General features: G+C 69.8%; 20 protein-coding genes and 1 pseudogene. 14 read left to right on the top strand and 7 right to left on the bottom strand.

Annotated features, from left to right (window positions below):
- Nucleotides 1-9: 9 nt before the first annotated feature.
- The gene (locus tag ABZ272_RS13000) at nt 10-504 is read right to left on the bottom strand and encodes a MarR family transcriptional regulator (protein ID WP_355050125.1); all 495 of its coding nucleotides are present in this window, start codon (nt 502-504) and stop codon (nt 10-12) included.
- Nucleotides 505-706: 202 nt separating this feature from the next.
- Here ABZ272_RS13000 and ABZ272_RS12995 point away from each other — a divergent pair, with 202 nt between their 5' ends.
- Both ABZ272_RS12995 and ABZ272_RS12990 read left to right on the top strand, forming a co-directional pair.
- A complete protein-coding gene (locus ABZ272_RS12995; protein WP_355050124.1) occupies nt 707-1081 on the top strand; it encodes a DUF6069 family protein in 375 nt (124 codons plus the stop codon).
- Nucleotides 1082-1399: 318 nt separating this feature from the next.
- Complete coding sequence (locus ABZ272_RS12990; protein ID WP_355050123.1) at nt 1400-1774, top strand: hypothetical protein; 375 nt, start codon at nt 1400-1402, stop codon at nt 1772-1774.
- A gap of 41 nt (nt 1775-1815) precedes the next feature.
- Here ABZ272_RS12990 and ABZ272_RS12985 read toward each other — a convergent pair whose 3' ends face one another.
- Nucleotides 1816-2253 carry a DUF6223 family protein gene (locus ABZ272_RS12985; protein WP_355050122.1) on the bottom strand — a complete coding sequence of 146 codons (438 nt, stop codon included), beginning with the start codon at nt 2251-2253 and terminating at the stop codon, nt 1816-1818.
- A 219-nt stretch (nt 2254-2472) separates the two neighbouring features.
- Here ABZ272_RS12985 and ABZ272_RS12980 point away from each other — a divergent pair, with 219 nt between their 5' ends.
- The 3 genes from ABZ272_RS12980 to ABZ272_RS12970 all read left to right on the top strand — a co-directional run bounded on the left by ABZ272_RS12980 (nt 2473) and on the right by ABZ272_RS12970 (nt 5239).
- The gene (locus tag ABZ272_RS12980; protein ID WP_355050121.1) at nt 2473-3591 is read left to right on the top strand and encodes a histidine kinase; all 1119 of its coding nucleotides are present in this window, start codon (nt 2473-2475) and stop codon (nt 3589-3591) included.
- Complete coding sequence (locus tag ABZ272_RS12975) at nt 3588-4250, top strand: response regulator transcription factor (RefSeq protein WP_355050120.1); 663 nt, start codon at nt 3588-3590, stop codon at nt 4248-4250. Before ABZ272_RS12980 ends, ABZ272_RS12975 begins: the two co-directional genes overlap by 4 nt.
- A gap of 80 nt (nt 4251-4330) precedes the next feature.
- Nucleotides 4331-5239, top strand: a complete 909-nt coding sequence (locus ABZ272_RS12970) for a hypothetical protein (RefSeq protein ID WP_355050119.1) — start codon at nt 4331-4333, stop codon at nt 5237-5239.
- A 119-nt stretch (nt 5240-5358) separates the two neighbouring features.
- Here the strand turns inward: ABZ272_RS12970 and ABZ272_RS12965 are convergent.
- Nucleotides 5359-5745, bottom strand: a pseudogene (locus ABZ272_RS12965) (helix-turn-helix transcriptional regulator); the annotation flags it as partial.
- A 107-nt stretch (nt 5746-5852) separates the two neighbouring features.
- The gene (locus tag ABZ272_RS12960; protein ID WP_355050118.1) at nt 5853-5990 is read right to left on the bottom strand and encodes a hypothetical protein; all 138 of its coding nucleotides are present in this window, start codon (nt 5988-5990) and stop codon (nt 5853-5855) included.
- Nucleotides 5991-6174: 184 nt separating this feature from the next.
- Between ABZ272_RS12960 and ABZ272_RS12955 the strand changes: the two genes are divergently transcribed.
- From ABZ272_RS12955 to ABZ272_RS12925, 7 genes are all read left to right on the top strand, one after another.
- Nucleotides 6175-6954, top strand: coding sequence for a basic amino acid ABC transporter substrate-binding protein (locus ABZ272_RS12955; RefSeq protein ID WP_355050117.1), 780 nt, complete (start codon nt 6175-6177; stop codon nt 6952-6954).
- A 78-nt stretch (nt 6955-7032) separates the two neighbouring features.
- Nucleotides 7033-7827 carry an amino acid ABC transporter permease gene (locus ABZ272_RS12950; protein WP_355050116.1) on the top strand — a complete coding sequence of 265 codons (795 nt, stop codon included), beginning with the start codon at nt 7033-7035 and terminating at the stop codon, nt 7825-7827.
- 5 nt (nt 7828-7832) lie between these two features.
- Entirely contained in the window at nt 7833-8669 is an 837-nt protein-coding gene (locus ABZ272_RS12945; protein ID WP_355050115.1) for an amino acid ABC transporter ATP-binding protein, read from the top strand.
- Between the two features lie 232 nt (nt 8670-8901).
- Nucleotides 8902-9906 carry a multicopper oxidase domain-containing protein gene (locus tag ABZ272_RS12940; protein WP_355050114.1) on the top strand — a complete coding sequence of 335 codons (1005 nt, stop codon included), beginning with the start codon at nt 8902-8904 and terminating at the stop codon, nt 9904-9906.
- A 19-nt stretch (nt 9907-9925) separates the two neighbouring features.
- Nucleotides 9926-13876 carry a ThuA domain-containing protein gene (locus tag ABZ272_RS12935; protein WP_355050113.1) on the top strand — a complete coding sequence of 1317 codons (3951 nt, stop codon included), beginning with the start codon at nt 9926-9928 and terminating at the stop codon, nt 13874-13876.
- Nucleotides 13877-13884: 8 nt separating this feature from the next.
- The gene (locus ABZ272_RS12930; protein ID WP_355050112.1) at nt 13885-15414 is read left to right on the top strand and encodes a plastocyanin/azurin family copper-binding protein; all 1530 of its coding nucleotides are present in this window, start codon (nt 13885-13887) and stop codon (nt 15412-15414) included.
- A 32-nt stretch (nt 15415-15446) separates the two neighbouring features.
- A complete protein-coding gene (locus ABZ272_RS12925; protein WP_355050111.1) occupies nt 15447-16424 on the top strand; it encodes a hypothetical protein in 978 nt (325 codons plus the stop codon).
- 659 nt (nt 16425-17083) lie between these two features.
- Here ABZ272_RS12925 and ABZ272_RS12920 read toward each other — a convergent pair.
- Together ABZ272_RS12920 and ABZ272_RS12915 are read right to left on the bottom strand one after the other, a co-directional pair.
- Nucleotides 17084-17662 carry an HD domain-containing protein gene (locus ABZ272_RS12920; protein WP_355050110.1) on the bottom strand — a complete coding sequence of 193 codons (579 nt, stop codon included), beginning with the start codon at nt 17660-17662 and terminating at the stop codon, nt 17084-17086.
- Complete coding sequence (locus ABZ272_RS12915) at nt 17659-18786, bottom strand: helix-turn-helix transcriptional regulator (RefSeq protein WP_355050109.1); 1128 nt, start codon at nt 18784-18786, stop codon at nt 17659-17661. Before ABZ272_RS12915 ends, ABZ272_RS12920 begins: the two co-directional genes overlap by 4 nt.
- A 404-nt stretch (nt 18787-19190) precedes the next feature.
- Here ABZ272_RS12915 and ABZ272_RS12910 point away from each other — a divergent pair, with 404 nt between their 5' ends.
- Nucleotides 19191-19433, top strand: coding sequence for a hypothetical protein (locus ABZ272_RS12910; protein ID WP_355050108.1), 243 nt, complete (start codon nt 19191-19193; stop codon nt 19431-19433).
- Between the two features lie 172 nt (nt 19434-19605).
- On the opposite strand, the gene ABZ272_RS12905 is transcribed toward ABZ272_RS12910, so the two are convergent.
- Nucleotides 19606-20736 carry a DUF1996 domain-containing protein gene (locus ABZ272_RS12905; RefSeq protein ID WP_355050107.1) on the bottom strand — a complete coding sequence of 377 codons (1131 nt, stop codon included), beginning with the start codon at nt 20734-20736 and terminating at the stop codon, nt 19606-19608.
- A 695-nt stretch (nt 20737-21431) separates the two neighbouring features.
- On the opposite strand from ABZ272_RS12905, the gene glsA reads away from it, so the two are divergent.
- Nucleotides 21432-23069, top strand: a complete 1638-nt coding sequence (gene glsA, locus ABZ272_RS12900) for a glutaminase A (RefSeq protein ID WP_355050106.1) — start codon at nt 21432-21434, stop codon at nt 23067-23069.
- Nucleotides 23070-23119 lie beyond the last annotated feature (50 nt).

Below are 23119 nucleotides of genomic sequence, written 5' to 3'. Positions count from 1 at the left end.
CGATCGAGGTCAGGCTGCCCGGGAGGATCGCCTGCGGGCGGGACGGTCGGTCTGCACGAATGTCGACAGTCGGCCCTGCACCAGCCGATCGAGCACATCCAGGAAGATCGCGCGCTCGCGCGACGGGACCGTGGCGAGGATGTCCGCCTGCAACTCCGCGACGATCTGCCGCGCCTCGGCGACCAGCCGCTCGCCGTCCGGTGTGACGGTGACGATGCGGGCGCGTCGGTCGGTCGTCGAGGTGCGACGCCCGACCAGGCCGGCACGTTCCAGCTCGTCGAGGGTGACGACCATCGTCGTCTTGTCGATGCCGCACATCTCGCCGAGCTGGCTCTGGGTGAACTCGCCGGTGAGACCGCGATCGAGCACGCAGTAGGCACGCGTCGAGATGCTCAGGCCGGAGAGGGCGGCGGCGTGTTCCTGGGCCAGCGCGTGGGTGGCCCAGGACATCAGAAACATCAGGTCGGGCGCGGTGCCATCGGGCCCGGAGGTTCCGGTGGTCATGGCGGCAGCCTAGCAACTGGTTCGTGGTTCGAACTATCTCGTAGCGGAGCATCGTCCAGCCGGCAGACAAGTTAAGAACGAGATAGTTAAGAACGGAACCTTCTGGTACGGTTCGATCTCGACACCGTATCCCTCCATTGAGGAGTCACCCCTGATGTCTGCCCAAGCCTCTGCCCCCCGTGCCGTCGACGGCGCTTCGCGCGTGCGGAGCCGGTCCATCACCCTCGTGGTCGCCGTACTCGCCGCCGTGGCCGTGTGGTCGATCGCCACCGTCGCCGGCACGCGGCTCACCGTCGACCAGGGCGCCGGCCCGCAGGACGTCACGGTGCTCGCCGTGATCGTGACGTCCGCGCTCGCCGCCCTGCTGGGCTGGGGCCTGCTGGCGGTGCTCGAGCGCCTCTCGGCTCGCGCCACCATGATCTGGACCGGGATCGCCGTCGTCGTGCTCGTGCTGTCCCTCGTGCCGGCGTCCCTGGTCGACGCCTCGGCCGGCACCCGGGTCGCCCTCGTGCTGATGCACCTGGTGGTGGGCGCGGTCGTCATTCTCGGCTTGCGCCAGGGCGCGCGCCGAGCCTGACGACCAGCGGCCCACGCAAATCGGGGTTCAGCGGCTCTGAGCTGCGGTTTTGTCGGATCTGAGCAGGTGATTTCTGGGCCCGCGAGTGGTACGACTGAGGCACGGGGGCGATGGCGGAGACCCGCCCGGGAGTCCGCCGAGTGGGTGCCGCGGCACCGTCGACAGTGGGATTGGCCGATCCGGTCGGCGCTGTCGTGGTCAGTAGGAGGTACCGATCGTGCATCGCAGAGGCACCACGACCCCGACCCGGTCAGCCCGGACGACTGTCGCTCGACACCGCACGGCCGGTGCCCCACCATCGTCAGCGGCGCGACGACCATGACGGACAGCAGCGAGAACGCGGCCGCCTACGAACGCGGCGTCGGGGCCGGACGCATCGAGCAGCGCCTACAGGGGCACGACGAGCATCTGCGCCAGATCAACGGTTCGATCGACTCGATGACCCGGGCGTTGCAGGTGCTCACCGAGGAACTCCGGGCCAACGCCGCCCTGTTGAACGCCAACGTGTCCTCGGGCCGACGGGACGTCGCGGAGCGGGAGAGGATCGCGGCCGTCCGGGTGGAGGAGGCGGGCATCGTCGATTCGCGGAGGACGGGCCGCTGGACCGCGTGGCAGCGCTGGTTCGCCGTCGTGGGCGCGATCATCCTGGTCGTGAACTTCGGCATCGGGCTCTACCTGGCGTTCAGCCGCTGACCCGCTCGCCGCTGGCGGGACCGCTGTGGGCCGAGCACCTCTCAGTTGCGGCTGCGGCTGAACGCCAGTCCGCCGAGACCCAAGGCGGCCAACCCCACCACCAGCGCCACGTACGCCCCGCCCCGCCCGTTGCCGGTGCCGATGCCGCCGTCGGAGGTCGCCACCACCAGCGCCCCGAGGGCCACGCCGAGCAGCCCCGCCGCCAGGGCCACGGTGACGCCGAGCAGCCCACTGCCGGTGCCGACGCGACTGGTGGGGCGGGCCAGGGCCCACACGCCGACGATCACCCCCGTCAGGCCCAGCAGACCGCCCACGCTCGCCCCGAGTCGCCCGGCGCTCATGGTGGTGACGCTGGCGGCCAGCGGCGCGGACGTGGTGTACGCGGCGGCCGGTGCCGCCAGCCCGAATACTCCGGCCACGGCGGACGCGGCAGCGGTGAACACCAGTCGGGCCCGCTTTGGACTTCCTGAGGGGAACATGTGCTTCTCCTTCGTCGTACGTCTCGTTCGTCGTCGTTAGATCCTGTCGCCGGTTCGACCGTGGGTCGTCCGGCAGGCGGAGGCATTCTGGGCTGCCGCCACCGGCGCAGCCGGCTGCCGCGCACGGGGCAGATGTCGCCCGAGTACCGCGGACGCGGTAGTCGCCGGTCGTTCGCGCGCAGGAGTCGCCCGGGGCGTACCTCGGGCTAGGGTGCGCCCATGAGCACAGGGCGTGCCGGTGTCCGGGACTGGGTCATCGCCGTCGGCGTGGCCGCGGTGCTGCTGGTCGCCGGGCGGTCCGCGGACCGGTCCACGATCGACGCCGACCTGCTGGGCTACGCGCTGCTGGCCGCCGGTGGTCTGGCGTTGGCGGCGCGTCGCCGCGCGCCGGTCGCCGTCCTGGCCGTCACCGGGCTGTGCGCGGTGGGCTATCAGGCGGTCGGTTTCGACGTGCCGGCCGTGGCCTTCCTGTTCGCGGTGTACACCGGTGTGCGGGCGGGTCACCGCGTCGTCACGGTCGTCGCCGCCGTGCTGATGCTCGTCGCGTTGCCGCTCACCGCGCTCGCCCCACCCCAGGACCTGCCGCTGGGCGACGCGCTCGCGCGGGCCCGGGGGGCGCTGGAGGTGGCGTGGTTGATCGCCGCCGGCGCGGCGGGGGAGGCGTTGCGGCAGGCCGAGCGGCGGGCCGACGAGGCCGAGCGTACCCGGGAGGAGACCGCGCGCCGACGGGCCGACGAGGAGCGGCTGCACATCGCGCGGGAGCTGCACGACTCGCTGACCCACCAGATCTCGATCATCAAGGTGCAGGCGGAGGTGGCCGTCCACCTGGCCCGTCGGCGTGGCGAGGCGGTGCCGGAGGCGGTGCTGGCGATCCGGGAGGCCGGCCGGGAGGCCAGCCGCGAGCTGCGCGCGACCCTGGAGGCGCTGCGGGACGACAGCCGGAACCCGCCGCGTGGCATCGACCACCTGCCGGAGCTGGTCCAGCGGGCTCGGCTGGCCGGGCTGGACGCGACGTTGACGGTGCAGGGGCGGCGACAGGCCGTGCCGGTGGCCGTGGACCGGACCGCCTACCGCATCGTCCAGGAGTCCCTCACCAACGTCGCCCGGCACGCCGCCGCGGCCAGCGCGTCGGTCCACGTCGACTACCGTCCGGACGCCCTCGCGATCCGGGTCGACGACGACGGCGCCGCGACGCCGGCCGCCGCCCCGGCGCCCGGCGTCGGGCTGCTCGGGATGCGCGAACGGGTCACCGCCCTGGGCGGTCGCCTGCACGCGGCCCCCCGCGACGAGGGCGGCTTCACCGTCCACGCCGAACTTCCCGTCGGGCCGTCCGCGTGATCCGCGTCCTGCTGGTCGACGACCAGGCGCTGCTGCGCAGCGGCTTCCGCGCGCTCCTGGACATCGAGGACGACATCGAGGTGGTGGCCGAGGCGGCCGACGGTCTCCAAGGGGTCGCCCTCGCCCGACGTCACCTGCCCGACATCGCGCTCATCGACATCCAGATGCCGGTGCTGGACGGTATCGAGGCGACCCGGCTCATCGCCGCGGACCCCGCGCTGGCCTGCGTGCACGTCGTCATCCTGACCAACTACGGCCTCGACGAGCACGTCTTCCACGCGCTCCGCGCCGGCGCCGCCGGTTTCCTCGTGAAGGACATCGAGCCGGAGGACTTCCTGCACGCCGTACGCGTCGCCGCCCGGGGGGACGCGCTGCTCGCGCCGTCGATCACCCGCCGCCTCATCGACCGGTACGTCGCCGAACCGCAGCACCTGCGGGTACCGACCGGGCTGCGGGAGCTGACCAGCCGGGAACGCGAGGCCGTCGTCCTGGTCGCCCAGGGCCTGTCGAACGACGAGGTCGCGGCACGAATGGTGATCAGCCCGCTGACCGCCAAGACCCACATCAACCGGGCCATGGCCAAGCTGCACGCCCGCGACCGCGCCCAACTGGTCGTCGTCGCGTACGAGTCCGGGCTGGTGGCCCCGCGTCAGCACTGAGGTCGGCGGGCCGCCGGACCAGGGACGGCGTCCAGGCTTGCCGCGCGGCGCCCCGGTCGACCCGTGCCATGATTGCGCCCATGGGCAAGCAGCAGCACGTCGGCGGGGCCGACCGGCACAGCGGGTCGGGAACCACGGCCGACCGTCCGACCGACGGCGGGGCGGACGCGCGACTCGCCCTCGCACAGGACCCCGCAACGCCACAGATGACCCTCATCGACCTGGCGTCGGACGCGTCGGTCACGGTGCGCAAGGCGGTCGCGGCGCGGCCGGACGCGCCCGCGCAGGCTCTGCGGACGTTGACCCGCGATCACGATCGTCAGGTCCGGGAGGCGGTGGCGCGCAATCCCGCCACGTCGATCGGCAACCTCCTGCGTCTCGTCAAGGACGCCGACCGGTGGGTCCGATGGGCCGTCGCCGGCAACCCGGCCTGCGACGAGTCGGTCCGCCGGGTGATGGTCGCCGCGCCCGACAAGGAGCTGCGGGGCCTGCTCGCCGAGACCCGCGAGTTGGAGCCCCACCTCGCCGCCGAGCTGGTCGAGGACGCCTCACCCGAGGTACGCGAACGGCTCGCCACCCACACCCACGACCCCGAGGTCATCGTCGCCCTGTTGGCCGACCGCACCGTCCGCGTGCGCAAGGGGCTCGCCCGTAACCCGCGGACCACCGCCGCGCAGCGCAGCGCCCTGGCCAGGGACCCGGCGGTGGACGTGCGGGCGGCCCTGGTCCGCGCGTTGGAGTTGGACGAGGCGGATCTGGCGGTTCTGGTCGACGACCGTGCCGTGCAGGTACGCCTGGCCATGGCCACGTCCGAGCTCATCCCGTCGCGTGTGCGGAAGGCGCTCGAGAACGACCCCGACGACATGGTGGCCGCCGCGGCGCGCGATCATCGGCCCGGCGCCGGCAGCTCGCCGGTGGTGCGGGCACCCCGGATCGGGTCCCGCCGCCCCGACGGCGGCTCCCGCCGGCAGGGACGCGCCGACACCTGACGTCGGCGGGGGCCCTACGGCGTCCGCGCGCTCGGCTCACCGGCGCGATGGTCCCACCCGCGACGGGGCCGGCGGGTGATCCCGGTGCCGGTCGATGACGCCGCCTCGACCGGAAGGTCCCGGCCGGCGAGGCGGCGGAGCAGATCGCGGATCTGGCGCTTGTCCGCGGCCGAGACGGTGTCGTCCAGCAACCGTCGGCGGATGGTGCCCATGTCCGTCTCGACCTCCGCCAGGGCCCGGGGCGTCACGGCCGCGTTCGGCATCGCGAGAGGCCGGATCGCGGCGGCGATGGAGAGGTCGAGGGTGGCGCAGAGGCTACGCACCTTTGCCAGCTCGGGGTAGCGCTGCCAGTCTCCGGCGAGCCAGCGGAACAGCGTCGAGCGGCTCACGCCGGTGTGGTGGGCGATGTCGCCGACGGTCCAACCGTGTTCCTCACGGGCGTCGTCGACGGCCTGGCGGACGAACTGCGCGAAGGCCATCTGAGGTGTCGTGGGGTAGGTGTCCATCCTCAGGTCCTGCCCTCCCATCCGGGTTGATCTGCCCTGCGGTGACGGCGGTACCACTGATCGTCTATCAGCTTCTGCGGCGGCGCAGCGGCGCTCGGGACCGTGGCCTACTCCTTCGGGGTGGTACGGATACTCAAATGCCGGTCGTGGCGGCGGATCGGCAGCAGCGTACGGCGGTCCGCCAGGGCGAACGGGTGGGCCTGGTCCCGTTCGCCGTCCCCTTCGTGGCCGACTGTCCCGTTCACGGACTGTGATGGTCGCCGCAGCACTGCGACTACAACGCGTGACCTGAGTTACCGTTCGTCGAATCAGGTACCGTCCCCTGTCACACCGTCTTCGCACCAACCTGGCTGCCCGCACAACGGGGAGCCGAACCGGAGGGACACACTCGTGAGGGTCCGTAGCGCAGTCCGTCAGGCTGGCCTCGTCGTGGCGATCGCCGCTCTGGCGGTGACCGCGGGATGTGCCAAGAAGGACGACAGCGAGGTCCAGGCCAGCGGGGTCAAGCTGGTCGAGGCCGGCAAGCTGACCGTCTGCACCCACCTGCCGTACCCGCCGTTCCAGTCCAAGGACGCCAGCGGCAAGGTCACCGGGTTCGACGTCGACGTGATGGACCTCGTGGCCAAGGAGTTGGGCGTCGAGCAGACGATCATCGACACGCCCTTCGAGGGCATCAAGTCCGGCCAGGACCTGAACACCGGCAAGTGCGACGCGGCCGCCGCCGGCATGACCATCACCGCCGAGCGGCAGAAGGTGATGAACTTCTCCGACCCGTACTTCGACGCGACGCAGGCGATGCTGGTCAAGACCGGGAAGCCGTACAAGTCGCTCGACGACCTGCGGGGCAAGAAGCTCGGCGTGCAGGCGGCCACCACCGGCCGCGACTACGCCCGCAAGTTCGAGAAGGAGAAGGGCCTCCAGCTCGTCGAGTTCGAGGATCTCGCCGCCCTCCAGCAGGCCGTCGCGAACGGTCAGGTCGAGGCCGCCGTCAACGACCTGCCGGTGTGGACCGAGTACCTGCGCAAGAACCCGGGTGGGTTCGAGGTGACCGCCGAGTTCGACACGGGCGAGCAGTACGGGTTCTCGGTGAAGAAGGACGGCAACCCGGAACTGCTCAAGAAGATCAACGAGACGCTGGCCAAGGCCAAGCAGGACGGCTCGTACGACACGATCTACTCCAAGTGGATCGGCAAGCGCCCGAACGCCTGATCGACGCTCCAAAGGGGTAGGGTGCGCGGACCGCGTGCCCTACCCCGTCGGCACAATCCGGGAAGGCAACGAGCCAACGTGAAGCTGCGCCGCCGCCAGCGGGAACGACTGTCCCTCGGTATCCAGTACCTGGTCTTCGTCGCGATCATCGCCGCGGTGCTCCTCGCCGCGGACTGGGGCAGGCTCAAGGACGCGTTCTTCCGCGTCGACATCATCGAGTCGATGTTCCCGACGATCATCACCGTGGCGCTGCGCAACACGATCCTCTACACGTTGGGCGCGTTCGCCTTCGGCCTCGTGTTCGGCACCGTCCTCGCGCTCATGCGGTTGTCCCGGGTGGCGCCGTACCGCTGGCTGGCGACCGCGTACATCGAGCTGTTCCGGGGGCTGCCGGCGCTGCTGGTGCTCTTCCTCGTCGGGTACGGCATCCCCATCGCCTTTCCGGAGCGGCAGATCCCCGGCGGCGTGTTCGGCTCGATCGCGATCGGTCTGGGGTTGACCGCCGCCGCGTACATGGCCGAGACCATCCGCGCCGGCATTCAGGCGGTGCCGAAGGGGCAGATGGAGGCGGCCCGCACCCTCGGCATGTCGCACTTCACCGCCATGCGCACGATCGTCATCCCGCAGGCGTTCCGGATCGTCATCCCGCCGCTGACGAACGAGCTCATCCTGCTCACCAAGGACTCGTCGCTGGCGTACGTGCTGGGCGTGACGGCTCAGACCATCGAGGTCACCAAGTTCGGCCGGGACATGCTCAACGACCGGGTGAACGCCACCCCGCTGCTGGTGGCCGGCCTCGCCTATCTGGTCATCACCCTGCCGCTGTCCCAGGTGGTACGCCGCCTCGAACTCCGCTACGCCAAGGCCCGGTGACCCGCATGACGACCAACCCCTCCCGTCCCGCCGTCGAGATCCGTGACCTGCACAAGTCGTTCGGGCCGATCGAGGTGCTCAGGGGCATCGACTTCGAGGTCGGCCAGGGCGAGGTCGTCTGCGTGATCGGGCCGTCCGGCTCCGGAAAGTCGACCCTGCTGCGCTGTGTCGACCTGTTGGAAGAACCCACCGCCGGCACGATCTGGGTGAACGGCGTGGAGATGACCGACCCGGACGTCGAGATCGACGCGGTCCGCCGGGGCATCGGCATGGTGTTCCAGTCGTTCAACCTGTTCCCGCACCTGACCGTGCTCCGCAACCTCACCGTCGCGCAGCGCAAGGTGCTGCGCCGCTCCCGCGCCGAGGCCGAACGGATCGCGCGGGCCAACCTGGAGCGGGTCGGCCTCACCGACAAGGCCGACGCGTTCCCCGCGCAGCTCTCCGGCGGGCAGCAGCAGCGGGTCGCGATCGCCCGGTCGCTCTCGATGGACCCGAAGCTGATGCTCTTCGACGAGCCGACCTCGGCGCTCGACCCGGAGTTGGTCGGTGACGTGCTCACGGTCATGCGCGGGCTCGCCGAGGACGGCATGACGATGATGGTGGTCACCCACGAGATGGCGTTCGCCCGGGACGTCGCCGACCGGGTCGTGTTCATGGACGGTGGCGTCGTCGTCGAGCAGGGGCCGCCGCAGGAGGTGCTGGGCGCGCCGAAGCACGAACGGACCCGCGCGTTCCTCTCCCGCGTCCTCGACCCGACGCACGCCCGGCTCGGCCAGCCCGAGCAGTCGCCCGCGCCGCTGGAGACCCCCAGCCTGCCGGTCGACGATCGCCACGGTCTCTGACACCACCAGCGCCGGCCGATCGATGGCCGTTGTGATGTCGCGGTAATCTTCCTGCAATCAGACCCTGTACTTTCGTCGATGGATTACATAAGTTGGGTTCATCCATCGAAAGTTCTGAGTCTTCCGAGCGAAGTCCGCGACGATCCTCACCCCAGTCGTGCTGCCGCCTCGTGCTCGGCGGTCGATGCACCCTGCGCTCGTCGCGTCTTCGCCCGGTCGGGAACGGAGACCCATGGACGATCACGCCGTTGGCTCCCACCGCCACCTGTCCCGTCGATCACTGATCGCCACCGGGGCGCTCGCCGCCGGAGCGTTGGGCGCGTCCGCCCCCACGCTCGGGAGCGCCTTCGGAGGCAGCCCCGCGCAGGCCGCCGCCGGAGTGACCAGAAAGGTCACCATCTACGCCGAGCAGTTGCCCGGCGGACTGTACGGCTACGGCCTCGCACCCGGCCAGGCCACCGTGCCCGGGCCGGTGCTGGAGATCTACGAGGGTGACACCCTGGAGATCACCCTGGTCAACACCACCGACCAGCGGCTGTCCATCCACCCGCACGGCGTGGACTACAGCACCGACTCGGACGGTAGTCCGTTCAACGACTCCTTCAACAACCCCGGCGAGACACGGACGTACGTGTGGCGCTCGCACGAGATGGTGGCCGCGTCGGGTCGCCGGTACATGCCCGGCAGCGCCGGCTACTGGCACTACCACGACCACGCCATGGGCACCGACCACGGCACCGCCGGCGTCGCGAAGGGACTGTACGGCGCGCTGATCGTCCGGCGTCGGGGCGACATCCTGCCGGAGAAGCAGTTCACGGTCGTGTTCCACGACATGACGATCAACAACCGGATGGCACCGAACACGCCCATGTTCGAAGCGAACCTGGGCCAGCGGGTGGAGTGGCTCGCCATCGGGCACGGCAACCTGTTCCACACCTTCCACCTGCACGCCCACCGCTGGGCGGACAACCGCACCGGGATGCTCGAAGGGCCGGCCGATCCGAGCCTGGTCGTCGACAACAAGGACCTCAACCCGGGCAGCTCGTTCGGGTTCCAGGTGCTGGCCGGGGAGGGCGTCGGGCCCGGCGCGTGGATGTACCACTGCCACGTGCAGAACCACTCCGACGGCGGCATGGCCGGGATCTTCCTGGTGCGCAACGCCGACGGCAGCATGCCCCCCGGCGCCGAGGAGGCGATCCACCGGTTCCAGGGCCACACCCACACGCACGGAAGCTGACCGAAAGGTGGGGACGGGGATGACAAGAGACCTACGACGAACCCTCGCCGCGATAGCGGCCTTCGCCACGCTGATCCCGGCCACGACCACGGCATCGGCGGCGGCAGCCGCGCCGCGAGCGGAGACCGCGGCACCAGCGCCGGCGCAGCAGAGCGGCACGGCCGTGCTCGTGTTCCACGGGCCGGTGGCCGAGCAGCAGGACCCGGTGGCGCGCGCGGTGGACACCATCCGACAACTTGCGGCCAGTCATGACATCGATGTCATGGCCACCACGGACCCGGGTGTGTTCACTCCGACCAAGCTGTCCGCGTACCGGAGCGTGGTGTTCCTCTCCGCGACGGGCGCCGCGCTCAACCGCGACCAGGAGTTGGCGCTCCAGGCCTACATGAAGGCCGGCGGCGGCTTCGTCGGAATCGCCGACGCCGCCCGCGCGCAGGTCGACTCGACCTGGTTCACCGGCCTGATCGGCGCCCGCCCGGCCGGCGCGATCCCGGTGGCCGAGCCGGTGGCCCGGGTGACCGCCAGCGGCGAGAACCCGCCCACCGAGACCAAGGAGAAGCTGACCGACGGCGACGCCAACACGAAATGGCTGGTCCGCACGCCCACAGCCTGGGTGACCTACGAGCTGGCCGCGCCGAAGAGGATCACCGGGTACGCGCTGACGTCGGCAAACGACTTCGTCGGACGGGACCCGAAGGACTGGACCCTCCAGGGCTCCACGGACGGCCAGAGCTGGACCGATCTGGACCGGCGCACCAACCAGACGTTCGCCGAACGGTTCCAGACCCGGCGGTTCGACATCGCCTCGCCGCAGGAGTTCAGCCGATACCGGCTGAACATCACCGCCAACAGCGGTGAGCCGCTGATCCAGCTCGCCGACCTGCGTCTGTTCACCGGCACGGCCACCGCGCCGCCGCCGACCCCGGTGAACCGGGCGGTGGTCGACATTCTGGACCGCAAGCACCCGGCCACCGCGTCGCTGCCGCTGACCCTCACCCGGTCGGACCGCTGGGACAACTGGGAGACGAACCCGATCGGCGCGGTGCACACCCTCGCCCAGGTCGAGGAACGGCACTACGACCCGGGTCCGGGCGCGAACGGCCCGTTCCACCCGGTGTCCTGGTGCCGGGACTACGACGGCGGGCGGTCGTTCTACACCGGCATGGGCCACACCGAGGGCAGCTACGGCGAGGAGGCGTTCCGGGCGCACCTGACCGGGGCGCTGAACTGGACCACCGGTCGCGTACGCGGTGACTGCCAGGCGACGATCGCCGCGAACTACAAGGTCGAGCGGCTGACCGCCGCGAACCAGACCGGGCAGCTCGACCAGATCGGCGAGCCGCACGGGCTCACCATCGCCCCGGACGGCACCGTCTTCTACGTCGGCAAGGCGGCCTGCCCGAGCGGCCCGATCGCGGACTGGAACGACCCGAACGTCGGCAAGGGCTGCGGCACCATCCACTCCTACGACCCGCGCAGCAAGCAGGTCAAACTGCTCACCACCCTGGAGGTGATGGGCAACCGGGGCAGTGGCTCGGAGTTGGTGAAGAACGAGGAGGGTCTGCTCGGCATCGTGCCCGATCCGACGTTCGCCGAGAACGGCTGGCTCTACGTCTACTGGATGCCACACGAGTCGATCGACCGGGTCAAGCGGGTCGGGCAGCGCACCATCTCCCGCTTCACCTACGACCGGACGACCCAGACGATCGACCAGGGCACCCGCAAGGACCTGTTGCGGTTCCCGGTGCAGATCCACAGCTGCTGCCACGCGGGTGGCGGCATGGCGTTCGACGCCAAGGGCAACCTCTACGTCGGCTCCGGCGACAACAACTCCTCCGAGGGGTCGCAGGGCTACTCCGGCAACAACTGGACCGAGGAGTACCAGGGGACCTCGTTCCAGGACGCCCGCCGTACGTCGGGCAACACCAACGACCTCGCCGGAAAGATCATCCGGATCCACCCGGAGGCGGACGGCACGTACACCATCCCGCCGGGCAACCTCTTCCCGCCGGGCACGGAGAAGACCCAGCCGGAGATCTACGTCATGGGCGTGCGCAACATCGCCCGCCTCCAGATCGACCCGGTGCACCAGTGGCTGACCGCCGGCTGGGTCGGCCCGGACGCCTCATCGCCCAGCCCGACCCTCGGTCCGGCGAAGTACGAGACGGCCACCATCATCACCTCGGCCGGCAACCAGGGCTGGCCGTACTGCATGGGTAACCGGCAGCCGTACCGGGACCGCAGCAACACCGACGCCAGCGTGCTGACCGGCTGGTACGACTGCGACAACCTGAAGAACACCTCGCCGCGCAACACCGGGCTTGAGGACATCCCGGCGGCCCGGGACAACATGATCTGGTACTCGCCGGACGGCGGCGGCCCGGTCTTCCCGAAGCGGACCGACGGCAGTGGCCTCCCGACCTACGTCGCGGCCGACGCCACCTACACGCAGCCGTACCTGCGCGGCGGCGGGCAGGCCATCATGTCCGGCCCCACCTACCACCGCAGCCTCGTCGACACCGACAGCGGCGTCGCGTGGCCGGAGCACTGGGACGGCAAGTGGCTCATCGGCGACCAGTCGAACCCGGTCAACCGGGTCGCGGTCACCGTCGACGAGGCCGGCGTGCCGCAGGCCGCCCCGCCGGTGTACGCCGAGTCGCTGCGGGCCATCATTCCCAGCGGCAACGGCGACAACCGGTTGCAGAGCTGGATGGACGCCAAGTTCGGCCCGGACGGCGCGCTCTACCTGCTCGACTACGGAGGCGGGTTCTTCAGCCTGCACCCCAACCAGAAGCTGATCCGGGTCACCTACACCGGTGGCGCACCCACCCCGGCGCCCGCGGCGACCTCGGTGGCCGTGCAGAACAAGCCGCTGACGATCGCCTTCACCGGCTCGAAGTCCGGCGGCGTGAGCCACCGGTGGGAGTTCGGCGACGGCGCCACGTCGACCGAGGCGGACCCCCGACACACGTACGCCAAGGTCGGCACCTACACCGCGAAGCTCACCGTCAGGTACGCCGACGGCGAGACGGCGATCGTGCGGACCACCGTCACGGTCGGCTGCGCGGTGCCCGACGCCCGGGCCACGGTCTGGCTCGGCGACACCGACACCGGCGTGCCCAGCCGGACGGTCGGGCAGGGCTGCACGATCAACGACCTCGTCGACGACGAGAGCACCTGGCCCGACCACAACGCCTTCGTCCGGCACGTCACCGCGGTGACCCGCGGATTGCAGGACGACGGCCTGCTCAACGCCCGCGAGGCGGGCACGCTCACCCGCCTGGCCGCCGCCTCCGACATCGGCCGGGACGGTCGCACCGGGTACGAGCCGCTCTACGACGGCACCGCCGAGTCGCTGCGCGGTTGGGAGCAGGCCCCGACGGGCTCGTTCAGCATCCAGCCGGACGGGGCGCTGCGCTCCAGCGGCGGCCTCGGCATGCTCTGGCACACCAGGGAGCTGGGCGACTTCTCGCTGAAGGTGCAGTTCAAGGACATCGCGCCGGGCACCAACCGGGCCAACACCGGTGTCTTCATCCGCTTCCCGGACCTGCGGGTGCCGCTGGAGCAGCGGCCAGAAGGCAGCTGCGGCACCATCGGGTCGGCCCGGACCTCGACCGCCTGGATGGCGATCTACTGCGGACACGAGATCCAGATCTACGACGGCGAGAGCGGCGAGCCGCAGAAGACCGGCTCGGTCTACAACTTCGACCCGGTGCCGCTCGCCCAGGCCGGCGTCACCCCGAAGAACGTGTGGAACGACTACGAGATCCGGGTGGTCGGGCAGCACTACACGATGATCCGTAACGGCGTAGTGATCAACGAGTTCGACAACACGCCGGGCAAGCAGTCCTCCCGGGCCGGCGACCCGCCGACCGACCTGCGGCAGTTCCTGCGCGGCTTCATCGGCCTGCAGAACCACGGTGACAACGACCTGACCGAGTTCCGCAACATCCGCGTGCGCGAGCTCTAGGAGAGACGATGATCCGACGACTCACGGCCGCGCTGGCGGCGGTCCTGCTCACGGTCGCGCCGTTGGCCGCGCCACCCGCCTCCGCCGCCCCGCGTGCCGCCGCGGACCAGGTGCTCACCTGGACCGCCGACGACAACATCACCCGCTACAAGTCCGTCCCCACCACCGCGGTGGCCGGTGCGACGACGATCATCTGGGAGAACAGCGCGGCCACCGGCAACACCACCGGGATGCCGCACACGTTGACCTTCGACACGTCCACCGAGGGTTACAACCACGACGTCACCCTCAACATCCTGGCCAGTCCGTTCGACGCCAACAACGGCCGCCACGAGGCGACCGTCACGCTGACGCCGGGCCGCTACCGCTACTTCTGCTCGATTCCCGGCCACAGCCAGATGGTCGGCGAACTGGTGGTCACCGACGGCGGGGGAGGGGGCGACACCACGCCACCGACCGTCACGGCCGCCGTGTCCGGTGACCGCGACGGCGACGGCAACTACGTGGGCGCGGCGACGGTGACCGTCACGGCCACCGACGCGGGCTCCGGCGTGGACACCGTCGAATATCAGGTCGACGACACCAGCTTCCAGCCGTACACCGAGCCGGTGCAGGTGAACGCGGTCGGCGACCACTCGGTCCAGTTCCGCGCCACCGACCGGGACGGCAACACCAGCGCCGTCGGCTCGGTGTCGTTCCGGGTCGTCGAGCCGACCGAGGAGGACACCACCGCGCCGACGGTCACGGCCGCGCTGACCGGCGACCGCGACGGCGACGGCAACTACATCGGTACGGCCACCGCCACGCTGACCGCCACCGACGCCGGGTCGGGGGTCGCCACCATCGAGTACGCCCTCGACGGGGCCGCCTTCACGGCGTACACGAGTCCCGTCGTAGTGACCGCCACCGGGATGCACATGCTGCACTACCGGGCCACCGACGTCGCCGGCAACACCTCGGCCGAGCAGATGGCCCACTTCACCGTCGTCGCGCCGCCGGCCGAGGACACCACCCCACCCACCGTGACCGCCACGGTGGCCGGCGACCGGAACGGCGACGGCGCGTACGTCGGCGGCGCGACCGTGACCGTCACGGCCACCGACGCCGACTCGGGCGTGGCACGGACCGAGTACGCCCTCGACAGCGGCGCGTGGACCGCGTACACCGCGCCGGTCGTCGTCCGCGCCGTCGGGGCGCACACCCTGCGCTACCGGGCGACGGACACCGCCGGAAACACCGCCGCCGAGCAGTCGGCGACGTTCACCGTCGTGGCCGACGGCACCGACGCCTGCCCCGCCTCCGACACGCGGGACACGGTGGTCATCGACGGCATCGACACCGGAGTGGCGAACGTCGACACCGGGAACGGCTGCACCATCAACGATCTGATCGACGAACACGCCGACTATCCCGGCCACGCCGACTTCGTCCGGCACGTCGAGGCGGTCACCACCGCGCTGGTGACCGCCGGAACGCTCAGCAAGCGCCAGCAGGGCGCCATCGTCCGGGCCGCGGCCCGATCGGACGTCGGCGCATGAGCCCCCGCATCTCATTCAGAGGGAGAACCACGATGCCCGGACGTACCGTCGCCAAGCTGGCCACCGTGAGCGCCGTCATCGCCGCCTCGGTGTTCGCCGTGGCGCCCACCGCCCACGCCGACCTGGTCACCCACTGCATCGGCACCGGCGGCGCGGTGACCGTGCCCAACGACCTGCTCGTCCCGGCCGGCGAGTCCTGCGCGCTGACCGGCACCACGATCACCGGCAACGTCACCGTCGCCGCCGGGGCCAACCTGGTGGTCACCGGCGGGCGGGTCAGCGGAGAGGTACGGATCGCCGCCGACGGCTACCTCGACGCCACCGAGACGACCGTCGACGGCCAGGTCGTGCTGGCCGCCGGGGGCTACGGCGTCTTCCTGTCCGACGCCCGGACCGGCGCGTTGACCGTCCGGCCGAAGGGCTCGGCGACCATCGACAGCTTCCTGTTCGCCGAGGCGTCGACGATCAGCGGAAACGTCACCGTCGGCGCCGGTGAGGTACGCCTCGACGGGGGTACCCAGGTGACGCGCAACGTCAGCAGCACCGGCACGTACTACACCGATGTGCACGACTCGTTCGTCGACGGCACGCTCTCGGTGCTCAACAGCGCCACCGGCAGTGTCGTGTGTGGCAGCGCCGTCCGGGGCAAGGCCACCTTCGCCGGCAACCTCGGCGGCGTCCAGCTCGGCCCGAACGGAACCCTGGACAGTTGCGCCTCGGGCGGCTACTGGGGCGCGGACGTCAGCGTCACCAACACCACCGGTGGCGTCACCGTCGACGACAACATCATCAACGGCCAGTTGACGGTGACGGGCAACGACCCGGCCGCGCAGGTGGCGACGAACAACCGCATCCGGGGCGGCGTGACGGGCGACCAGGCCGCGCCGAGCGCCAACCGGGCGGCCCGGATGTCCGCCGCCGACCGGGAGGACGCGGGCGACGAGCGGGCCGAGGTCCGTCGTACCTCAGCGGTGCAGGAGGCCACCGAGGCGGGCGCGGCGAAGCTCTAGACGAGTAAGTCCCAACGCAAGACGGGCTAGGGCCGGGGCTGGGGCGAAGCGCGCCGGTCAACCCGCTCTGGCTGCCCGCCGTGTCGATGTGCTGGTGAGCGGTATACCTCAGAGGTATAAATATGACTCTGAGGTATACCGCTTACTACCGCAGCCGCCCCAACGAAGGCCACCTAGCGTCACCGTCAGCGGCCGGTCACCCTAGATGACCGGCCGCGGCCGTCGTACCAGGTCGGCCCCGTCACGCGGCGTCTGCCTGGTCGGTGCCGGCGTCTATGGGGTTCAAATTCCGTCGTCGTCTGGCGCAATGGCAGTCCAGGTAGGGAGTGGGTCGACCTCGGACGGAAGTCCGGTAGTACAGCAGCGAAGTACAGCAACCGACGAGACCGCATGAGGTCACTGCGACATCGATCCAGATGCCGTGCAGCGAGGCGAACCTCACCCGACCACCTCGCCGAGTTCTGGGGGACATGCGGTAGCCCTGGCACGGGGTCCAAGGGAGACCCAAGATCAGGCCGTCCCCAGGCCGGCAAAGGCGGACCGAAGGCAGCCGACGTTGACCATTGATGGCAGGTGTAGCAGCAGTTCAGGCGGCATCTCGTCCGCTTTGGCAGCCGATGATTGCGCGCCGAATTAATGCAATGCCAAGTACTGAACGCTTACAGCTGCGGCGGGGGAGTGAGCCAGGCGAGTGGTTGTCCGGTGAGTGCGGCGTCGGCAAGGCGGTGGGCGCTGGCGGTCTTGAGTGCCGCTCGTGAGCTGTCGATCCAGCGCTGCACGTTGTCGATGCCCTGGTGCCGGTACTCGACGGCTTGGACGAGGCATTCCAACTTGTCGGCGTCGCGGGCGACGACAGCCTCGAGTGTCTCGCCGGCTTCGTATTCGGCGACCGCGGCAGTGATGACGTCGGCGACGGCCGGTGGGCAGGCGGCGACCTGGTCGGCGGTGACGGCGGTGTTGGGTACGGCGGTGAGATAGCGCTTGGCGATGTGGGGGATGTCGGTGATTCGGGTTTCCTGGGTGTCGTGCAGGGTGCAGAGCATTGACACGCGGGCTGGGTCAGCGCCCTCCATGGCGGCGAGCATCATTCCGATGAGCGCGGTTCGGAACGAGTGTTCGGCTATGGACTCGGGTTGCTTGACGCCGGCGAACCACCAGCCGGTGCGGGCTGCGCGTTTGAGGACGCCGGCTTCGAAGATGAAGTTCATCGCTGCGGCGGCGTCGTGGTCGTCGGTCATCTGCCCGTCCCTGTGCCGGTGAGTCCGTCCGCCCGCAGGCGATAGACGATTGAGGTTAGTTCCTGCCGTGACTGCGCGGAGATCCGGTCACCGTCCAGGAGCGGGACGCTGCGGTCGAGGAGCGCCCGAGTCGCGGCGGGGTTGTGGAGAGCGATTCCGCGCCGTGCCATCAGCAGAGCCCAGATGTTGTGGATGTTGAGATCCACGAAGGGATGCGCTGGTTCGAGGCGATGAACCAGGTGCCGAAGAAGGGTGGAGCCGTGCCAGTCCGCGAGCGGTTGGGGCATGAAGGAGTCGTCGCGGTGGCGGTACGGGACCTCGCCTACCCAGTAGGCCGAGTAGTTGAGGGCCGCTCGCTCGCAGGCGTCGTCGGGATGCGCCCGAGCGATGAAGTCGCGCAACGGCTCCGGGTCACCCTGGTTGGCGAGGGACGTGACGACGGAGCGGGCCTCTGGCCACAGCGGTGACCAGGTGCGAAAGGTCGTCTTGCGGTGTGCGCGCGTGGTGGTCTGGGTGAGCCAGCCTGCTGCTGCCTTGGTGGGGTCCATGCCGGCGAGGAAGCAGGCTTGCCGGTGTAGCAGCACGTTCGGGTGCCGTCCGGCGGCGGCGCGTTCGGCGAGTAGGTGAAGGTGAGCGAAGAACGCGCGTTGCTGGTCGACGGGCAGGGTGGGCCCGGACGCGACTGGACCTCGGCGGGGATGGGCGAGAGGTAGTCCTCTGGTGATTGTCGGTGGCTGCCGGAGGACGGCCCAGAGGATCAGGTCGGTCAAACGGTGGGTGAGTACGGACCAGCCCAGCGGCGTTTCGGCGATGTCGCAGCGGTCCACGTGTTCGTTGAGGACTGCGGCGAGGATGAGATCCGCCTCGGCGGCATCGTCGAGCGCGGCGAGGAGGAGTGTGTTCGCGCCGAGCCGTCCGAGCCTGCCTCGGACGGTGATCGCCTGTCCGAGCGGTACCGCGGTTAATGGTCTTCGCCCGGATTCCCAGCTCTGCACGGTCACGCGATCGACCTCCAACTCGACGGCGAGCTGCTCCTGCGTGAGCGGGATGGATTCCCGGATCAGCTTCAACAGGTAGCCGGTTATCTCGCCGCGATGTGGCGCTGATCGTCCGCGACCCTGCATGCGTCATCCCTACATTGACCCGTGGTCGACGTTCCGCCGAGAAACGAATGCTGCGGAAGCCCATCTCGCCTGTTCAGTCGTACTGCGGGTGAGTCCCATCGCCGTCGTCGTGATCGTAGCGTCGCAGTTACCGAACGTTCCAGATCCGGTCCCGTGGTTCGGGGTCGGCCACGGCGTGCTGCGCGGTGGAGGGAGCCAGCGATGCGGAACAGGACACCACCAGGGCGACGAGTCACCTACGAGCAGTACCTGATTGCCGTCGCGATGACCCTGGCGCGGCGACACCGCCCGGCCTGGTCGTGGCCGCAGTGGAGGTGGATTTGTCGCTGTGGGGGTGACCTGCCCTGCCGTAGCCGACACCGAATCCCGATCGGTCGGGGCCACTGGCCCGCCGAGGAGGAGCAGTGAGCAACCAAGCGCTGCCGAGCATGACCATGCACGATCCGGTGCTGCCGATCTGGAGCTGTGGCGGCTGCGATGCGCCCTGGCCCTGCCGCACGCGGCAGCGCGAGCTACGTGCGGAGTTCGACGACGCTCCGCTCGCCCTGGCTTTCTACCTGGGTGCCCAACTGGTGCGGGCCTCCGAAGACCTGACCTGGGTGCCGCCGGAGACGCTGCACAGACGCTTCCTTGGTTGGCTTCGGTGAGCATCCTGCGGTCCGGCGACGAGAAGTTCCACTACAGCGACGGCTTCCGCCGACTACGCGAGGTGTCCGGTCTCCGATTCGCTGCGGTGGCTGAGCCGTCCACCGGCGACCTCGTTACGTGTCGATCGCTGGCCCGCGACGAACCGCGGGCCAGCTTAGATCGACGACCGCTCTAGAAGTTGCCGGCGGAGTTGCACTTCACTTTCTGGTCCAGGCAGTTGCGGACCCGTGCGGCCAGCGCCTCGTCCTTCCAGGCGTTGAAGAAGTCCGCGTGCATCGAGAACGAGGTGCCGGACGCGAGGGTGATGCCGTCCGTGTTCGCGCTCAACGGGTACGAGATCACGAATGACACCGACGGGACGGGCACCGGGTGGCTCTTCGGGCAGGCTCCGGTGTGGTCGCCGTTGGCCATGTGCGCCTTGTGGTCGGGGCTGTCCAGGTGCTTGCCATCCCAGCAGTCCGGGAAGGTGATCTGCCGGACGACGTGCGCGGTCTTGGCGCAGACCGGGAAGGTCTTGTCGGCGCTGCGGCCGATCTCGCCGCCGATGCCGGCGCACCAGAAGTGGTTGCCCTGCTTGTCCGGGGTGTCCACCTGGTTCTTGGCATTGCCGGTGATCATCCGCAGACCGAACGGGAAGGGCTGGGTCTTGCTCGGGTCCTTGAGCCGGGAACCGTAGTAGACGGTCACCTCGGTCGGGTCGACGACCTTGCCGTTCTGGTACATGGTCGGCACCCAGTAGGCCGACTGGTCGTCGGGCGAGTTGCAGGTGGTCGCCTTCGACGCGCGCAGCGACTCCGCCGTCGAGTTGGCGTCGGTCGACCTGTTGCCCCAGAAGGTGTGGTTGTGCGAGCCGCCGGCCAGCTTGGGCAGGACGATCGGGTCGTCACCGTTGTGGTGGCTGACCGTGCAGCCGACGTTGAACTCGGCAACCTTCACCGGGTTGCCGGTCACCGGCTTCGGCTTGCGCGCGAAGAACGCCCTCGTCGCGGCGGCCTGCGCGGCGGCGTCGACGGTGATCCAGCCACCCGACGCGGTGGGTGGGGCGGCGGTCGTGGACGAGCTGCCCGGCTTGGCCGGAGTGGACGGGCTGGTCGAGGTGCCCGGGGCGCTCGGTGTGGTCGCCGCGCCCGCCGGGGCGGTCGGCGTCGCGGGCCCGGACGAGCCGATGCCGGTGTCGCTGGACGGGCCGGAAGCGCCGGGCGTGCCCGGAGACTCCTTGCACCCGCCGGTGAAAGCCAGGCCCACCACCAGCAGGGCGGTCAGGGCGCGACGGTGTCGAGGGGTGGATCGCAGATGTGTCAACGAGGGTGCACCTTCCTTCCGAGAAGAAAGAGTACGAGTCGACCTCCTGCGCCTATCCGGCCGCGCCGATTAAATATGCCTTAAATATCGCTCCGGGATTGCCATGTCAGCTCTGCGCGACGGTCTGTCCTGTCGATTTGATATCGATTCTCGAAAAGACGTAATCGGCGGGTTCGTCGGCAGTCCATCCCCGCCGCCGCGCGGGTTCCGGTGATGTCGCCAGCATCCCACGGGGTCGTCCGCCCCGGTGCCCCTCGGCCGCACGAGGCGTCGCGACAGATGCCGTGCCGGCCCGGGCAGCCGCGGTCGCCTTCGTCGACGACGGGCGGACCGGCGGCTACCCGGGCGCGTACGGACGGCTGGGTGACCGCGTGCGCGCGACCATGACATCGGAGGCGTGCGCCCAACGGGATTCACACAACCTGTTCAAAAATGTGCGGGGAATCACCCTAGCGGTAGTGCTGGCCCTATTCACTCACGTGTCCCGGCGCCCCCCGATGGAGCGGTTGGGGGCGGCAGTCGCAGGTAAGAGGAAATCAAGCGGTCGTACACCGGCCCCTCCTAGTCTTCGAAAGGTCGGTGGTTCGACCGTCACCGGAGCGCGACTGCCGGGCGATGGCGTCGCCACCGCGTTGTCACCATTAATTACGGAGTAGTTGAAACCCGCTATGCCCGCGACCAGGAAAACCAGAGCCGTGCCACGTCGCCCCGATCAGGCGTGGTCCCGCGGTCCCGAGCCGTCCGGCTTCGACGATTTCGCGGCCACGGAGTACGGGAAGTTGTTCGGGTCCTTCACTGTCGACGCCGACGGGACGGTCGCGGTGGCGGAACTCGTCGGCCGGCTGCGCGCCGCAGGCATCTCGGAGACGGACCCGCGCCTGGTCGAGGTGCGGTCCGCCACCAGCGGCGACGGTCCGGCCCGCTTCGACATATCCCGTTTCGTCGCGTGGTGCAGGACGGGTGGCGGTGTCATCGAGAGGTCCCTTCGCGGAGACCTCGTCATTCCGGACTTCGCCGCCTTGCAGACGGAGATCTTCTCGATCTACGAGGGCCTCCGGGGTGAGGACGGGGGGCAGGTCGCCGATTACATCCCGCAGCTCGGCCGCGTCGATCCGGAGAATTTCGGGATCGCGTTGTGCACGACCGACGGCCAGCGTTTCGCAGTGGGGGACGCGGAGACCCCGTTCTGCGTCCAGTCGGTCTGCAAGCCGATCAACTATTGTCTGGCGCTGGAGCAGCACGGTGCCGAACAGGTCCACCGGCACGTGGGGCGGGAACCCAGCGGTCGCGGGTTCAACGAGCTGACATTGAACAACGAGGGCCTTCCGCACAACCCGATGATCAATTCGGGGGCGATCATGTGCTGCTCGCTGCTGCGCCCGAGATGGGAGATGGCCGACCGTTTCGACCACGTCGCCGAAACGTGGCGCAGCTTGGCCGGCGGCGGGACGGTCGGCTTCAACAATGCCGTCTACCTCTCGGAACGGCGTACGGCGGATCGGAACTTCGCTCTCGGGTACTTCATGCGCGAGCACCAGGCCTTTCCGGACGGCACCGACCTCACCGAGACGTTGGAGTTCTACTTCCAGTGTTGTTCGATCGAGGTCGACGCGCGGTCGCTGTCGGTCGTTGCCGCCTCGCTCGCCAACGGCGGTGTCAACCCCCTCACCCGGGAGCGGATCTTCTCCGCTGACACCGCCCGCAAGTGCCTGTCGCTGATGTCGTCGTGCGGGATGTACGACTATTCGGGGGAGTTCGCCTTCACCATCGGTCTGCCGGCGAAGAGCGGTGTCTCCGGCGGACTGATGATCGTGGTTCCCGGCGTGATGGGCGTCTGCGTCTGGTCGCCCCGCCTCGACGCGCTCGGCAACTCCGTTCGGGGAGTCGCGTTCTGCAAGGAACTCATCAACCGGTTCAACTTCCACGTCTACGACTCGTTGGCCGCCGGGGAGGACTCTGGCAAACGCGACCCGCGTCGCGGCAGGAACGAGGACGAGGTGGCGTCGACCACGCGGTTGCTGTGGGCCGCCAGTCACGGCGATCTGGAGTACGTCCGGCTCGCGCTGGCCGCGGGGAAGGATCCGAACTCCGCCGACTACGACCGGCGGACGGCGCTGCACCTGGCCGCCTCCGACGGAAACCTCGACGTGGTCCAGTACCTCCTGGACCGGGGGGCCGATCCAACTCTGCGGGACCGCTGGGGAGGGACGGCGCTCTCCGATGCCGAACGCGGAGCACATGACAACGTTGTCGCGCTGCTCACGTCGACGCTGGGCGAGGGCCCTGCGTCCGCCACCCTCGTGCGAACCGACGCGCCGCTCGCGGCGGTCTGAACCGTCCGTTCCACGGATCACGATTTCGTGGGCCATCCGGCCCGATCACA

This window comes from Micromonospora sp. NPDC005979 (assembly GCF_040614415.1).
In the GTDB taxonomy this organism is placed as follows: Bacteria; Actinomycetota; Actinomycetes; order Mycobacteriales; family Micromonosporaceae; genus Micromonospora.
This window is presented reverse-complemented; position numbering and strand designations above follow the sequence as displayed.

Excerpts from the sequence above, each read along its gene's own strand:
- ABZ272_RS12930 (WP_355050112.1), top strand. The coding sequence starts at position 13,885 with ATGATCCGACGACTCACGGCCGCGCTGGCGGCGGTCCTGCTCACGGTC.
- ABZ272_RS12925 (WP_355050111.1), top strand. The coding sequence starts at position 15,447 with ATGCCCGGACGTACCGTCGCCAAGCTGGCCACCGTGAGCGCCGTCATC.
- ABZ272_RS12935 (WP_355050113.1), top strand. The coding sequence starts at position 9,926 with ATGACAAGAGACCTACGACGAACCCTCGCCGCGATAGCGGCCTTCGCC.
- ABZ272_RS13000 (WP_355050125.1), bottom strand. The coding sequence starts at position 504 with ATGACCACCGGAACCTCCGGGCCCGATGGCACCGCGCCCGACCTGATG.
- ABZ272_RS12945 (WP_355050115.1), top strand. The coding sequence starts at position 7,833 with ATGACGACCAACCCCTCCCGTCCCGCCGTCGAGATCCGTGACCTGCAC.
- ABZ272_RS12980 (WP_355050121.1), top strand. The coding sequence starts at position 2,473 with ATGAGCACAGGGCGTGCCGGTGTCCGGGACTGGGTCATCGCCGTCGGC.
- ABZ272_RS12990 (WP_355050123.1), top strand. The coding sequence starts at position 1,400 with ATGACGGACAGCAGCGAGAACGCGGCCGCCTACGAACGCGGCGTCGGG.
- ABZ272_RS12985 (WP_355050122.1), bottom strand. The coding sequence starts at position 2,253 with ATGTTCCCCTCAGGAAGTCCAAAGCGGGCCCGACTGGTGTTCACCGCT.
- ABZ272_RS12970 (WP_355050119.1), top strand. The coding sequence starts at position 4,331 with ATGGGCAAGCAGCAGCACGTCGGCGGGGCCGACCGGCACAGCGGGTCG.
- ABZ272_RS12920 (WP_355050110.1), bottom strand. The coding sequence starts at position 17,662 with ATGACCGACGACCACGACGCCGCCGCAGCGATGAACTTCATCTTCGAA.
- ABZ272_RS12940 (WP_355050114.1), top strand. The coding sequence starts at position 8,902 with ATGGACGATCACGCCGTTGGCTCCCACCGCCACCTGTCCCGTCGATCA.
- ABZ272_RS12915 (WP_355050109.1), bottom strand. The coding sequence starts at position 18,786 with ATGCAGGGTCGCGGACGATCAGCGCCACATCGCGGCGAGATAACCGGC.